Below are 13,663 nucleotides of genomic sequence, written 5' to 3'. Positions count from 1 at the left end.
ACGCCGACAGCGGTTACACGATGCAATACGGAGCCGGCGAGTATGAACTCGTTTTCAGGCGGTTGACGGGGACCAGCACAATCGAGGGGGAGGGGCGAACCTACCTAGAGAAGGATTGGGCGACGGACACGGCGTCGTACCCGGGGTCGTTCGAATCGCCGGAAACGTACGAGTATTGCTACGAGGGCGATGCAGTCAACGCCGAGGATTTGGTTTCGACCTACCTCACCGAGTGTCTCGGCGGCCTCGTCATCAATATCGACAGCACGCGGAATCATCCCGTCCTCGACGGCGAACAATTCGTAGAGTCGGCGTGGGAGACCGACAATCTGGACGAACACGGTCGATTTTCACGTGTCAGATTCGCGGACGCGATTGAACGGGGCCTCCGCGAAATCGCCGGACCGATGCGGACCGACACGTCTGAAACGGTTCTCACCGAAATATTCGACCGAACCGAACCCCTCGAGCGCTTGCGTGAGGCACTCGGGTTCTCCGGCGCACCAGACCTCGTTGGTATCGACCAACAGCTGTTCGGCGGCCCGGTTCTCGTGGAAGTCAAAGCACACACAGACCAGTTTCAGGACACCCAAGAGCATTGGATGGGGACGTTCCGAAACCTGTTCACGGATGTGTACGTTTGTGAAGTTCGGCCCGCGTAGGCAAGGCCCCGACGGAATGCGATCTGTGTCCGCACCCCACAGCAGTCGAACGATTCGAAGCCCTTATTTATTCGACCGGGGAATGAATGATTGCGTTTGAGGGCTCGTAGATCAGGGGTAGATCACTCCCTTGGCATGGGAGAGGCCCCGGGTTCAAATCCCGGCGAGTCCATTTCTGAACGGAGTGAAGAAATGGCGAGCAGAGCGCTCGCTGCAGCGAGCGCGTGGATTTGAAGCCCTGGAAGTCGCGCGCAGCGAACCGTGTGAGCGAGCACGTCTTCCTTCGGGTTCAAATCCCGGCGAGCCCATCAACTTCTGTCGATACCACCGGCGAGCGTAGCGAGCGGCGTGTATCGACTGTATTGATGTCTGTTCGAGACGGGATTTGAGCAGCGAGCAACGCGGAGCGTTGCGAGTGAGTTCAAATCCCGGTGAGTCCACTCACTTCCTTTCGGTCACTTCGTTCCCTTCAGTCGTTCGTGGACTCGCCGACGTCCCACTCGCTCCGTCTGCGGGCGACCCGCGAGTCGCCCGCATGTCATGCGAGACGGCAGTGCCGTCTCGTTCTGCTCGCGGGACTCCCGGTGAGTCCGGCAATTGAACCGGGTGATGAACCAATCGGGACTCGCCTGTGGGTGCTCTATCGGTCAATACACGCTATCTACTCGACGAGCGCCGCGAGCCCACCATCACCCGTCGCCGCGAGGGCGATTCCCGCGATGAGCAGGAGGACGCAGCTGAGCGTCAGGCCGATTGCGATGCCGATCCGCCTGGCGTTTCGGTAGTATATCTTCGTCGTCTCCTCGGGGAGTTCGTCGTCGTCGCCGCCCTCCAGGACCTCCTCGATGGCGCTGGAACTCGCTCCCGAGGTGCGACACGAATGATACGCCAAGAGGGTGAACCCCGTGGATAGCACCCACGCGAGTCCGCCGAACCCGACGCCGAAGTTCACCAACGCGGAGACGTCCGTCACGACGTCCGCTTGGAGGAGCACCGTGACGCCCGTCCCGAAGACGCTCGCGATGAGGACGTTCAGTTTCGTTATCTCGATGGCGTCGCCCGCGAACGCCTCGACCGTGCTCGCGTGGTTTCTCGCTTTCGCCCGCTCGCGGAAGTCGCGCTGGAGGCTCGACGCGATTCTGTCGCCGAGTTCGCCCATGTCGAACCGCCGGTGGCAGTTCGGACACAGCGTGACGAGGTTCTCGGGGGCGTCGGCATCGTCGGGGTTCTCGAAATCCCGCGCCGGGCGCTGATGGGCGACCTCCAAGATGTGCGAGCCCTCGTCGTACTCGCGCCCGCAGTTCTGACACGTGTAGTCGTCGCGGCGAAATATCCGCTCGCGGTCGATGGTTCTCCGCCTTCGCGTCGTCCGCCCGGTTGTCGTCTCGGCGTCCTCCGACATCGGTCACTCGTCTGTCTGTCTCGTATCCCGGTGAAATTCGTTTTCCTTGACACGGAACCGGTCGACGCGGCGCAGGTCAGCCCCAGCGAACGGTTCCACTTACCAGACTGTCAGGTACCCCGCGAGGTTTTCACCCCGCGTCGCCTTCAGTCAGGTAATGAGCGGTCGTCCCCGTGTTCCACTGGTCTATCGCGTCGTCAGAGACCGGACGGCGCAGACCTCGCCGATTGCGGTCGTTCTCCTGTTGGCGATTACGGTCGCCGGAACGACCGCCGTCGTCGCGCTCGGCGGGGTCGCCCTCGAGGAGACGAAACAGGAGTCCCAACTGACGCGCGCCGAGCACTCGATGACGCTGTTCGACTCGCGGGTCGCCATCTCCGCGCTCGGCGAGGGAGAGACGCAGTTCGTCGACCTCGGCGGGACCGGCGGCGGCACCTACGTCGTCGACGACGACACCGGCTGGATACGCGTCACGCACAAGAACTACACGGACGCCGGCGACGACCAAGAGCTCTACAACGAGTCGCTCGGGAGCGTCGAGTACCGCGACGGCGACGCCCGAATCGCCTACGAAGGAGGCGGCGTCTGGCGCACGCAGGACGGCGGGACGACGATGGTCTCGCCGCCGGAGTTCCACTACCGCGGCGCGACGCTGACGCTTCCGGTCGTTCGGGTCGCCGGCGACGGGTCCGCGTCGGGCGACGTGTCCGCGAGGGTCTCGGCGACCGAGCGCGCTCGGCGCGTCTACCCCAACGACACCGCGAGCTACGACACGATACCGGCCACCTTCGACAACCCCGTCAGCAACGGGACGGTCGTCGTGACGGTCCACAGCGACCACTACCGCGGTTGGGCCTCGTTCTTCGAGTCGCGGAGTGAGGGCACCGTGACGGTCGACGACACCAATCAGACCGCGAGCGTGGAACTGGAGACGCTCGGGCTCGTCGGCGAGTTCCAGATGCCGAACGAGGGCACGTCGGTCGACGTGCGCGGGATGGCCGCGAACCACAACGTCTCGGCGTTCTCGCTCACGCTCTCGAACGACCAGCACCTCCAGAACATGGAGTGGGGGATGTACTACGACGGCGACCAGAAGGACCTCGAACTCCACGTGCAGGCGGACGACAAGTGCAAGAGCGGGAGTTACGACGGCACGTTCGACCTGACGCTCTACTACGCCACCGAGGACGGCAGGTACCACGGTTGGCAGGCGACCGACCTCGACCCGGACACGAGCGACGCGGTGAGCATCGACTGCACGACCAGCACCCCCGAACTCACCGTCGACTTCACGAGTTCGGAGACGATGACCTACGGCGACATCCAGTCGGACAAGGGCTTCGGCAACCAGAACAAGTGGCAGTTCGCCCCCGAAATCGTCGACGGCGAGGCCTACGACAGCGTCACCTTCGACGAGCACGACGCCGACGGCGGCCAGACGTTCTCGAAGGCCGACGGCGACACCGCTCGGATGGACTTCGTCGTCAACCACTACTTCTCGCTGGCCGCGCCGCAGTTCGAACTGACCGTCACGGACGGTCCGGGCAACAGCCAGAGCGTCGACGAGGCAGGCTCGCGCGGCGAACTCGTCTACGACCAGGCCGAGGGCGGCCAGTTCATCACCTTCCTGCACGTCACCGAAAACGAGGTCGAAGTCGACGTCGAGTGAGCGACCGGAGCCGGCCGTGGCGGCGTCCTATCCTCAGTCGGCGAACGTCATATCGACCGACGTCGAGACGACGTAGACGCGGTCGGCCCCGTTCACGTAACACGAGACGCTCGGATAGCCGTCGGGCGTCGCGGCCGGGACGACCGGGTCGCAGGTCACGTCGGGACGGCTCGATAGCTCCGCGCGCCAGAGCGCCGCACGCGGGGAGCGAACGGTTAGATTCACGTCGTACTGCCCGTCGGTCCGCGCGGCCAACACGTCGCTCGCGGCCTTGTCGGCTCGGATGAGGAACGTCCCCGACCCGCCGACCGAGGTCGTCGCCTCCTCGTCGGGGCGCGTCACGAACGCCGGAATCAACACCCGCTCTTCGGTGAGCACGAACGACGGTCGCCGGACGAACGTCCCGCTGTCGCCGCGGGTCCTGAGGAGCGCGTCGAACGCGTAGACCACTCGTTCGTCGCTTGAATCGGCCGCGTAGACGACCGGCGAGACGTCGTAGGTGTTCGTGAAGTTGACCGACGGGTCCGACGTCAACTCCCCGGAGACGACGAACTCGACGGGGCGGTCGAGTGTCAGGCGGGCGTCCTGCAACTTCACCTCCGTGGCCCGACTCGGCGCGCCGCGGTCGGCGATGTCCTCCATGTTGTCGCCGAGGATGTCGAGGGCGCGCTCGGCGTTGTTGACGCGCTCCACGTCGCGGGCGTCTTGGAGACCGGTCATCCCGACGGCGGACACGAGACCGACCATCGAGAGGACGATGGCGAAGACGAAGACGAACCCGAGGGTGTCGCTCACCGCGCGGTCGCTCACGAGTTCACCTCCAGCCCCGACGACGGGTCGTAGGTGATGGTCACGTCGCCGCCGTCGACCCGGCTCGCGGTCAGCGAGGTCTCGGTCGAGACGGGGACGCGAACCGTCACCTCGGGGTCGGTCGAAGTGAGCACGAGTTCGTTCGGCGACCCCGACACCACCTCGATGGAGTAGGTCGTGCCAGCGACCCTCGGGGGCAGTCGAACCGTCGCCTCGACCCGCGACTCGCCCGGCGCGGCCCCGATTCGGTCGACCGATTCGACGCCGGCCGCGAGCCGGTTTCCGACCACGTCGAGTTCCGTCTCGGTGACCCGCTCGCGCTCGTCGGAGACGAAGCCGCCGGCGGCGACCAACAGCCCCGAGATGAGAACGACCGTGATGGAGAGCGTGAGGACGTAGCCGAGCGCCGTCGAGACGCCGCGGTCGGTCGAACGGGAGCGGGAGCGGGCGCGGCTCCCGCGGCTCCCGCGCCGAACGCGGTCCCCGCGTCCGTCCGGAGCCGTCGGCGGCGTCACGCAATCTCACCCGGCGCGACCCGAAGCTCTCGGTAGACGTACGTCTCGCCGGTCTCGTAGACGTACGAGACGGTGACGGCGTACAGCGCCTGCTCTGCGACCGGCGACGACCCGCTCTCGGCGGACGCGTACTTCGCCGCGTCGAACACCGTCGCGTTCGTCTCGTTCACGTACAGTTCGTAGCTCCCCTCGGCCTGCACGGCGTTCCGGTACGAGACCGCGACCGTGCCGTCGAGGTCGGTGTGGACCGCGTCGAGCGGGTCGCAGGCGGTCCCGTTGAGTCGGCCGTCGGCAACGTCAATCGTGACGTAATCGCCCGCGTCGGCCGCCACGCTACAGGTCGCCCGCGTCCCGCCGGCGTCCTCGACGGTCACGAAGGCCCGCGTCGAATTCCGGTAGACCTCCGTCTCGACGACGTTCGTCCCGTCGTCGACGACGAGTTCGAACGCCGACCCGCTACTCGTCGCGAGCGAGTCGCGCGAGACGTTGAACCGAACGCCGCGGACGCCGACGTCGCTCGCGAGCGTCCAGTCGGTCGACTCGCTCCCGTCCGTGAAGTTCCGCGCCGCGTCGGTCTGCGAGATTCGGGTGCCCTCGACGTGGTCGACGCGCGAGGCGTTCGTCGCGGCTCCCCTGACCGCGGCGAGCGTCGCGGCCGCGTCGCTCCAGTTGCCGAACGTCTCGTCGAACGAGCCGGCGAGTTCGGCGTACGTTCCGCCCTCGCGGTTGGTCTCGTCGAGGAGGACTCCCGCGCCGGCTTCGACCGTGCGGCCGTGGCTCACCGCCCCGTCGAGGCTCGTATCGGTCGTCCGCGTGGCGAGGTTCTCCGTGTAAATCGCGGTGTTGAGCGTCAGCGCGAGACCGACGAGGAGGACCGCGATTGCGAGCGCGGCGACGAGCATCAGTTGGCCGCGGTCGTCGCCGGTGAAGCGCGCGGCTCCCGTCGCCTCGTCGCTCGCGCGCTCGAAGGAGTCGGTCACATCCGCCATACGACCACCTCCACTTCGACGACGCCGTAGAGCGGCCCCGCGCTCCCGTCTTGGATGAAATACGTCTCGTCGCTCGCGGCGGCGACCGATTCGAGCGTCTTGGTCGTCTCGACCGCGCGCGGCTCGCCGCCCGGCGACGTTCCCGGCTCGGTCAGCGCGTCGTCGTCCGCGAGCGTCACGACCCGAGTCCGCGAGACGGCGTGGTCGCTCGGCTCGCCCATGAACACGAGGCGGGTCGTCCGGCGGACCTCCCGGTCGCGGAGGTAGTGCACGTAGACGTTGAACGCGATGCCGCGGTCCAAGAAGGACTCGTCGAGCATCGCCCCGAAGGCGGTCGGCGGGCCGCCGTCGACGTAGTAGCCGCGCGCGTCGATGCCGTAGAAGCTCCCGTTTTCGGGGTGCGTGAACAGCACCGTCCGCTTCAGCGCGCCGGTCTCGGCGGCCGCCGTCAGGACGCCGTCGGCGACGGCGGCCTGCTGGTTCTCGATGTGCTGGCTCGACGTACTCGCGGTCAGGGGCGTCACCGCGGTCACCTGCAGCGCGAACGTGACGCTGGCGAGGAGCACCATCGCGGCGACGATGGCTTCGAGCGCGTGGGCCTGTGCGCGAGACACGGTCACCACACCCTCACCGATAGCTCGTGGAGTTCGCCGTCGAGGAGGACGGCCCGCCGGGCGGCGACGACGCTCCGGGTTGTCGAGACCGGCTCGCCGGTCGTCTCGACGACGGTCCCACCCCGCGAGAGCGTGACGTTGAGGCCGTAGGACGCGTCGATTCCGGTCGCGGCGTTGGGGTCGGCGCTCCCGTAGTCGCAGTCGCCGGGCGGCGGGTCCCCGTCGAAGAACGCCTCGGTGCAGACCGCGTCGAGCACGTCCGGATTCTCGTCGTCGACGAGCAGGCGCTGGGTGAGCGAGTCGGCGGCGCGGTTCGCGACGAGCGGGCGGTCCTGTTCGGCCTCGAAGGGGTCGAGAATCTGCGGGATGGTGCCGACGACCCACGCGACCGCAAGGAGGAAGATGCCGACGCCGACGGCGAAGTCGATGGTCGTCTGGGCGCGGGCGCTCCGGCCGCTCGTCTCGCGTCGGTCGTCCGGCGGGCCGCGTCGCCGCATCAGCCGACCACCATCCACACCGCGAGCGAGAGCGTCTGGAGGATGACGACGAACTTGACCCCCGAGAGGAGGTCCGCGTTGCGGATGTAGCCGCTGATGAACCCCGAGAGCATCGCCTGGATGGTGACGCCGTGGAAGAACAGAAGCGACAGCAGGTCGGGGTCGATGCCGCCGCCGAAGCTCGGGCCGCCGGTCGTCGCGCCGCCGGAACTCGACGCCTGCGAGGAGAGGCCGGCCATCACGTCGAGGAACTGCGTCTTCAGGATGGCCATCACCGCCAGCAGCGTCACGTAGGTCATGAGGATGATTGCGACCTGCATCCGGGTCCGCGAGATGCGCTCGCGCTCGATGTCGTCTTGGTTCTCGGAGGCCTGCGCGGCCGTCGTCAGGACCTCGGTTATCTGGCTCGACGCCTCCTGGGCCTTCGTGATGAGCTTGACCGTCCGGGCGAGCCGCGGGATGTGGTACTTGTTGTTGAACTCGACGAGCGCCTCCTTGAGGCTCATCCCGTAGTGGACCTTCGCGTACATCACCTCGAACTCGTCGGCGAGCTTCCCCGAGGAGGTGTCCGAGACGGTCTTGATGGACTCGAGGAGCGTCTGGCCGGTGTCGTTCGCGCTCGACAGCTTTCGGAGGTTGTCGGAGAGCTTCCCGGTGATGGCCGCCCGCGAGTGGACGTTCCACTCGTGGAAGACGGCGAGCGGCACCGCGACGAGGTAGAACGGGACGTAGAACCAGATGAACGTCCCCCAGACGGGGTTGGAAACCATCCCGTCCCACGTCGTCGGGGCGGCACCTTCGACGACGGAGACGGCGAGGAGCGAGAGCGCCGCGGGCACCGTCAGCGCGAGGGTGAAAAGCGGATGCCGCTTGAAGAACAGATGCGGGCGGCGCAGGAGTTCTTTCGTCTTGAACGTCCCCTCGCGGGATTTGATGCGCGAAAAGAGGCTGAACTCGCCGACGTAGCTCTCGACGAGCCCCATGTGGACGAGCCCCTCGCGCTGTTGGCCCTGCAGGCGGTCGCTCTCGTCTTCGGGGCTGAGGAAGCCGTCGCCGATTTCGTCCTGCTTGACCGTCGAGACGAGGACGAGGAAGCCGACGCCGGTCAGCGGGATGAGCCCGTAGACGGTCGCGTACAGCAGCCTCGACTGGGCCTCCCCGAGCATGCTCATGATGACGAGGATGATGATGAGAAGCAGCGGAAACAGCGAGAGCGTCATGTACATCTCGCCGAACAGCTCCATCGTCTCCAGCGTCTGTTCTTGCTGTTGTTTCGCGGTCCGGAGGTGTTTGTCCTTCTTGTCGTCGAGGAAGCCCTGCATGTTGCCGCCGGAGTTGACGATAGAGAGCATGTCCGTCAGGAACTGCGAGAGGTCGTCCGAGGGGGTCAAAATCGCCTGCTGGCGGATGGCGTTTCGGTAGTCGGTGCCGAAGTACTCCGTCTCCTGAACGATGCTCTGGAACTCCCGGGAGACCTCGCCGTAGGTGTCTTCGGCGCGCGCCATCGCCTCCAGAATCTCCAGTTGGTTCAGCCCGCCCACCGAAAGGGCGTACATGAACGAGATGGAGTCCGACAGGAGCATGTTTATCTCGCGCTTGCGGGCGGACGCGGTCGAGTACGGAATCGCGACGAGCGTCCCGAACCCGCCTGCGAAGCCGAGCGACCCGAAGAAGAGCCCCGAGAGGACGACGGCCGCGGGCATCGCGAGCGACCGGAGCGTGGCCGCCGTGGACTCGCTTCCGACCGGAATGCCGAGGCTCAGCGAGTCCGCCGAGACGAGGCCGAGCGCGAAGACGCCGTAGCCGACGACCATCCCGACGAGCCACAGCGCGAGGCCGACGAGCACGCCGACCGCGAGCGCCCGCGAGAGGTAGAGTTCGACGGTGTCGGGCATCCGCGCCTGCTGCAGCTTTTCTTCGATGTCGGCGACGAACTCGCCGTCCTCGTCGAAGATGAGCTGAAACAGCGGGTAGAAGGCGTCGCCGAGGGTGTCGGTGCTGCGGTCGAGACCGCCCGAGGTCTTCGAATCGAGGTTGCTCATCTACTCGCCCTCTCCGGAGTCGGCCCCGCGAGCGCCCGCGTCGTCGGCCTCGTCGCCCTCGTGTGGGTCGTCGGCCTCGGCGGCCTCGAACCCGCCCCACGTCTCGTCGGCCGCGTCGTCGGCGTCGGCCTCATCGTCGGGGGCGGCCCTGTCGGGTTCGCCTCGCCCCGCCGTGCCGTCCGAAGCCGCGGCCGAGTCCGACTCGTCGTCGATACCGAACGCGCCGAAGAAGTCGTCGAGGTCCGGGTCGTCGCCGTCGGAGTCGGGGAAGGAGGGCGCGTCGTCGAAGCCGAACGCCCCGCTGGTGTCGCCGAAGCCGGTCGGCTCGTCGCCCTCGCGGTCCGCGTCCGCCTCGTCGCGCCCCGCCTCCAGCGCCGGCGTCTCGTCCTCGCCGTCGAGCGAGGACGGCCCGTCGTCGCCCTCGATTTCGGGGGTTTCGTCGCCGGCGTCCAGTTCGTCGCGGTCGTCTCCCTCGTCGAGTTCGGGGTCTCGGGTCGACGCGTCGAGCGAGTCGAGTTCGCCGCGCTCGCCGGGCGTCGCCTCCACGTCCGGCTCGTCGCGCATGTGGTTGAGCGCCTCCGCGACCTCGCCCACGTCGCGGTCGCGGTAGTCGGGGAACAGTTCGTCTTCGGCCCGGCGGAGGATTTCCTTCGCCAGCTTTCGGACGTGTTCCGGCGGGTCGGGTCGCGGGACCATCGCCTCGCTCTCGGGGTCGATGTTGATGTGGACCGACTCCATCTCCCGGAGGTCTTCGAGGCTCCGTTCGAGGTCGTCGGTCGCCATCAGCCCGAGGATGGTGTCCTGGTCGTTGATGAACGCCTGGAACGTCGCCGCGACCTGCGTGTAGGTGTTGAGCCCGCGGTCGATGAGGTACGCGAGGATGACCTGTCGCTTGAAAATCTCCAGTTCGAGCGTCTCCTGATTCCAGCCGCGGTCGAACTTGATCTCTTCGAGCGTGTTCGACGAACCCATCTGGAGGAACTCGTCGGTCTCGGCCTGCCACTGGTAGACGTCTTGGACGTTTATCTCGTCGTTCTCGGGGTCGTAGTGGTTGATTTCGGTGAGCGACTTGTTCCGGCGCACCTTGTTGCCGCCGACCCGCGTCGAGGTCTGGATGGACACGAGGTCGAGGGCGGTGAACATCGTCTTCGAGACGTTGATGGGCGCGGTCGTAAACCGCTTGAGCACCTCGCCGACCGAGTCGGCGTGGAACGTCGTGTAGGTGGTGTGACCCGTGGACATGACCTGAAACAGCGTCCGGCCCTCCTCGCCGCGAATCTCGCCCATGACGATGTAGTCCGGGCGCTGGCGGAGCGCGGCTTCGAGCAGGTCGAACTCGTCCACGTCGCCCTTGTCGTCGTCCGCGAACGACGGCCGGGTGACGGAGGCGATCCAGTTACGCTGGGGCAGTTCGACCTCGCGGGTGTCCTCGATGGAGACGATTTTCGTGTTCGACGGGATGAAAAGCGAGACGGCGTTGAGCGAGGTGGTCTTCCCCGACGCCGTGCCGCCCGCGAAGATGAGGCTCTTGTCGTTCTCGATACAGAGCCAGAGGAACGCCATCTCCTCCAGCGAGAACGTCGACCAGTTGATGAGGTCGATTGGCGTGAAGGGGACGTCCTTGAACTGGCGGATGGTGTAGTTCGTCCCGTGGTCCGACACCTCGCGACCGAGGGTGAGTTGCGCGCGCGACCCGTCGGGGAGCGTCGCGTCCACCTGCGGGCGGCGCTTCGAGATGCCCTTCCCGGAGCGCTGGGCGAGTTTCACGACGAAGTCGTCGAGTTCGCCCTCGCCGTGGTAGACGTTCGAGATGATCTGCTCGTAGTCGGAGTGGTAGACGAACACCGGCGAGTTGTAGCCGTCGCAGGAGATGTCCTCGACGTTGATGTCGTGTTTGATGCCGTCGATGCGCTCGTAGCCGATGAAGTCGCGGCGGAGGTAGTACTGGAGTTTCCGGACCTGGTAGTCGTTCAGGTCGTCGGCGTCGTCGGCGAGGACCGCCGGTTCGGGTCGGGCGGCGATACCGTCGATGCCGCCGAGCGGGGCGTCATCGTCGGCGTCGCGGGCGCGACCGCCGAAGACGGAACCGAACCCGAGTCGGGACCCGATGCCGCCGAGTCCGCCGAATCGCCCGGCGGTCGCGGGAGTCGCCGAAGAGCCGTCCGGCGACCCACCTCCGCCACCGAGGAGGCCGCCCAGTCCGAGCCGAGACGCGAGGCTCGGAGAGGCAGCCGACGCCCCGTCAGCGTCTGAGCCGTCGTCGCTTTCGCCAGCCGCGGATGCCGACGCCGGCGGGTCGTAGAGGTCGTACCGCGAGAGCAGTTCGTACGTCTCGGCCTCGATGACTCGTCCGCGGTTGTCGCGGCCGCCCTCGACGACGCTCTCGTCGCCGTACTTGATGGCGGTCCGAAGCTTGTTGGTGAGGAATTCCGTCAGGTCGTCTTCGATGCGATTCAGGTGCGGTTCGACCACGTAGTACTTCTTCTCGTTTTCCTTGACGGAGTGGAAGATGATGACGAACGCGTAGGGCTTGTTCACCCAGTAGCGCTCGACCTCGCGGAAGTGCGTCTTCTTCTCCATCGGGACGGCCTTCTCGAGGTCGTAGCGGTTCGCCAGCGTGGTCGTGCCGTCGACGCTGGAGAAGAACGCGTCCTCGTCGAACTCGGGGTCCACGTCGACCGTGCGCTCCTCGACGACGGCGTCGAGTTCCTCGGCGCGCTGGCCGGCCCGCGCGAGCGCGTTCTCGATGTAGTCGGGGTCGAACCCGAGCGCCTCCTCGGCGTCGAAGCGGACGATTTCGCCCTCGGAATCCCGCGGGCGGGAACCGTCGTCCTCGTAGTAGTACTCCCGCTTGTAGTGTTCCCACAGCCAGACGTCCTTGACGACGGGGGTCGTCTCGGGGTCGCAAAACGCCTCGAACTGCTCGTTGATGTTCGTCGCGTGCGCGCCGCGCTTACCGATGAACTCCGCCGCGTCGACCGGGTGACAGTCGAGGTACTCTTCGGGGTCGAGGTCGATGCGGTCCCAGTCGGTCCGGGTCGGCGTCGAGGCCGCCCGCTCGTCGTCTTCCTCCCACCGGGACGTGCCGGGCGCGTCGCGTCGCGTCCGCGGGTCGGTCCCGTAGAGGGCTTCCACGTCGCCGTCGCTTCCGTACTCCTCGAGAAAGTCTGCCCACGTGTACGACCCGACGCGCGCGTTCGACGCCTGCTCCGGAGCGGTGTCGCTCTCCACGGGCGGCGTTACATCACCCGTTAACGCCTTTCGCTCCCCTCCGTCGGCGTCGTCGGTTGCCATTGTCACCGGGTATCCGGGCCGATGGAAAAGTCTTTTTCTCAGCTAATTCACAGTTTAAGTCCTGTTTAAGTTGTATTTTTATACTATTTTATCAGGGAAGGTCGTGGCGACGCATCCAGACGGCCGGCTAAATCGGGGCTTTATCGCGGCGTGAACCGGGGCGAATCGAGGGACGCCCGCGGGATAGTTGTTTTCTGATATGTCGTGCAACACGGGAGACGGACCGTCGCCGTTGCGGGCCGGGATTCCGCCGTGGAGACGAAAGAGCGGTGAGTCAGAGGCGTTTGCGACGGGATTGGAACCGAGGGTTTGCGATTCTACCACGGCCGTGCAGCGAGGAGCGTCGCGACGAGCGAAGCGGGCGTGACGGGAATCCCGCGAGCAGAGCGAGTGGGACTCAGGAACGGCCGCTGAGCGAACGAAGTGGCGAACGGGTGTGACGGGATTGAGCGAATCCGGAGGATTCGCGATGTCCGTCGCGGCCGCTGAGCGAACGAAGTGAGCGAAGCGGGCGTGACGGGATTCGAACCCCGGTCGCTCACTGACGTTCGCTCCCCGATTCGAATCCCGCACGTTGCGTTATCGGATTCGCTCCGCTCGTCACGATAACGGGCGTGACGGGATTCGAACCCGCGATCGAGAGGTTAGGAACCTCTCGCCCTGTCCACTAGGCCACACGCCCTACGGCGCAATCTCTCAGGACTGGTCAAAAATCGCGTGGTTCGCCCTGCGCGGGCAGAAGAGAGAGAGTGAGCTGCGGTTAGTTCGACGATTTGGTCGAAGCGGATTCGGTTTCGACCGAGTCGGCCGAACTCTCGGTGGCGTCGTCTTCGTCTTCGTCGTCGCCTTTCATATCCTGCAGTTCGTCCTCGATTTCCTCGCGGCCGCGCTGGAATTCGCCGATGGCCTGCCCGGAGGACCGAGCGAGCTTCGGAATCTTGTTCGCGCCGAACAGCAGGACGACGATGAGCAGAACGACGAGCAGCTCGGGCCCGCCCGGGAGTCCCGGGAACAGTGGAGTGATGGTCTCGAACATCGCTATTTCTGCGTTACCTAGTGGCAATTATAGGCTTTTTGCCTTCTGCGGGTTCTGGAAAGACGGAATATCGGCGTACCGGAACTCCCGCATCGCCCGAATCGACGCGTCTCGGCGCGTAGCTCCTACGAAA

Annotated in this window: 11 protein-coding genes and 2 tRNA genes; 3 read left to right on the top strand and 10 right to left on the bottom strand. The window is 66.1% G+C overall.

The features are described 5' to 3' along the window. The first annotated feature begins 20 nt into the window (after positions 1-20). Together DEQ92_RS02940 and DEQ92_RS02935 are read left to right on the top strand one after the other, a co-directional pair. Entirely contained in the window at positions 21-662 is a 642-nt protein-coding gene (locus DEQ92_RS02940; protein ID WP_004977434.1) for a VRR-NUC domain-containing protein, read from the top strand. A 100-nt stretch (positions 663-762) separates the two neighbouring features. After that, positions 763-834 (top strand) — tRNA-Ala (locus DEQ92_RS02935). 489 nt (positions 835-1,323) lie between these two features. On the opposite strand, the gene DEQ92_RS02930 is transcribed toward DEQ92_RS02935, so the two are convergent. Next, positions 1,324-2,064 carry an HNH endonuclease gene (locus tag DEQ92_RS02930; RefSeq protein WP_115804743.1) on the bottom strand — a complete coding sequence of 247 codons (741 nt, stop codon included), beginning with the start codon at positions 2,062-2,064 and terminating at the stop codon, positions 1,324-1,326. 157 nt (positions 2,065-2,221) lie between these two features. On the opposite strand from DEQ92_RS02930, the gene DEQ92_RS02925 reads away from it, so the two are divergent. Then, on the top strand, positions 2,222-3,733 hold the full coding sequence (locus tag DEQ92_RS02925) for a hypothetical protein (RefSeq protein WP_115804744.1): 1,512 nt from the start codon (positions 2,222-2,224) through the stop codon (positions 3,731-3,733). Positions 3,734-3,766: 33 nt separating this feature from the next. Here DEQ92_RS02925 and DEQ92_RS02920 read toward each other — a convergent pair whose 3' ends face one another. The 9 genes from DEQ92_RS02920 to DEQ92_RS02880 all read right to left on the bottom strand — a co-directional run bounded on the left by DEQ92_RS02920 (position 3,767) and on the right by DEQ92_RS02880 (position 13,530). Continuing rightward, a complete protein-coding gene (locus DEQ92_RS02920) occupies positions 3,767-4,543 on the bottom strand; it encodes a hypothetical protein (protein WP_004977430.1) in 777 nt (258 codons plus the stop codon). Further along, on the bottom strand, positions 4,540-5,058 hold the full coding sequence (locus DEQ92_RS02915) for a hypothetical protein (protein WP_115804745.1): 519 nt from the start codon (positions 5,056-5,058) through the stop codon (positions 4,540-4,542). Before DEQ92_RS02915 ends, DEQ92_RS02920 begins: the two co-directional genes overlap by 4 nt. After that, complete coding sequence (locus DEQ92_RS02910; RefSeq protein ID WP_004977428.1) at positions 5,055-6,047, bottom strand: hypothetical protein; 993 nt, start codon at positions 6,045-6,047, stop codon at positions 5,055-5,057. The genes DEQ92_RS02915 and DEQ92_RS02910 overlap by 4 nt, the downstream gene beginning before the upstream one ends. After that, complete coding sequence (locus DEQ92_RS02905; RefSeq protein ID WP_050458915.1) at positions 6,035-6,670, bottom strand: hypothetical protein; 636 nt, start codon at positions 6,668-6,670, stop codon at positions 6,035-6,037. The genes DEQ92_RS02910 and DEQ92_RS02905 overlap by 13 nt, the downstream gene beginning before the upstream one ends. Further along, positions 6,664-7,158 (bottom strand): hypothetical protein, encoded by a 495-nt coding sequence (locus tag DEQ92_RS02900; RefSeq protein WP_004977426.1) that lies wholly within the window; start codon positions 7,156-7,158, stop codon positions 6,664-6,666. The genes DEQ92_RS02905 and DEQ92_RS02900 overlap by 7 nt, the downstream gene beginning before the upstream one ends. Then, positions 7,158-9,200, bottom strand: a complete 2,043-nt coding sequence (locus tag DEQ92_RS02895; protein ID WP_115820396.1) for a type II secretion system F family protein — start codon at positions 9,198-9,200, stop codon at positions 7,158-7,160. Before DEQ92_RS02895 ends, DEQ92_RS02900 begins: the two co-directional genes overlap by 1 nt. Next, a complete protein-coding gene (locus DEQ92_RS02890; protein WP_115820395.1) occupies positions 9,201-12,494 on the bottom strand; it encodes a type II/IV secretion system ATPase subunit in 3,294 nt (1,097 codons plus the stop codon). A 609-nt stretch (positions 12,495-13,103) separates the two neighbouring features. Then, positions 13,104-13,176: transfer RNA gene (locus tag DEQ92_RS02885), tRNA-Arg, on the bottom strand. 78 nt (positions 13,177-13,254) lie between these two features. Continuing rightward, positions 13,255-13,530 (bottom strand): twin-arginine translocase TatA/TatE family subunit, encoded by a 276-nt coding sequence (locus DEQ92_RS02880; protein ID WP_004977421.1) that lies wholly within the window; start codon positions 13,528-13,530, stop codon positions 13,255-13,257. Positions 13,531-13,663: the final 133 nt, after the last annotated feature.

Origin of the sequence: Haloferax sp. Atlit-6N (assembly GCF_003383195.1) — an archaeon.
Classification (GTDB): domain Archaea; phylum Halobacteriota; class Halobacteria; order Halobacteriales; family Haloferacaceae; genus Haloferax; species Haloferax gibbonsii.
This window is presented reverse-complemented; position numbering and strand designations above follow the sequence as displayed.

Coding starts and splice junctions, on each gene's coding strand:
- DEQ92_RS02880 (WP_004977421.1), bottom strand. CDS start 13,530: ATGTTCGAGACCATCACTCCACTGTTCCCGGGACTCCCGGGCGGGCCC.
- DEQ92_RS02890 (WP_115820395.1), bottom strand. CDS start 12,494: ATGGCAACCGACGACGCCGACGGAGGGGAGCGAAAGGCGTTAACGGGT.
- DEQ92_RS02910 (WP_004977428.1), bottom strand. CDS start 6,047: ATGGCGGATGTGACCGACTCCTTCGAGCGCGCGAGCGACGAGGCGACG.
- DEQ92_RS02925 (WP_115804744.1), top strand. CDS start 2,222: ATGAGCGGTCGTCCCCGTGTTCCACTGGTCTATCGCGTCGTCAGAGAC.
- DEQ92_RS02930 (WP_115804743.1), bottom strand. CDS start 2,064: ATGTCGGAGGACGCCGAGACGACAACCGGGCGGACGACGCGAAGGCGG.
- DEQ92_RS02895 (WP_115820396.1), bottom strand. CDS start 9,200: ATGAGCAACCTCGATTCGAAGACCTCGGGCGGTCTCGACCGCAGCACC.
- DEQ92_RS02940 (WP_004977434.1), top strand. CDS start 21: ATGCAATACGGAGCCGGCGAGTATGAACTCGTTTTCAGGCGGTTGACG.
- DEQ92_RS02900 (WP_004977426.1), bottom strand. CDS start 7,158: ATGCGGCGACGCGGCCCGCCGGACGACCGACGCGAGACGAGCGGCCGG.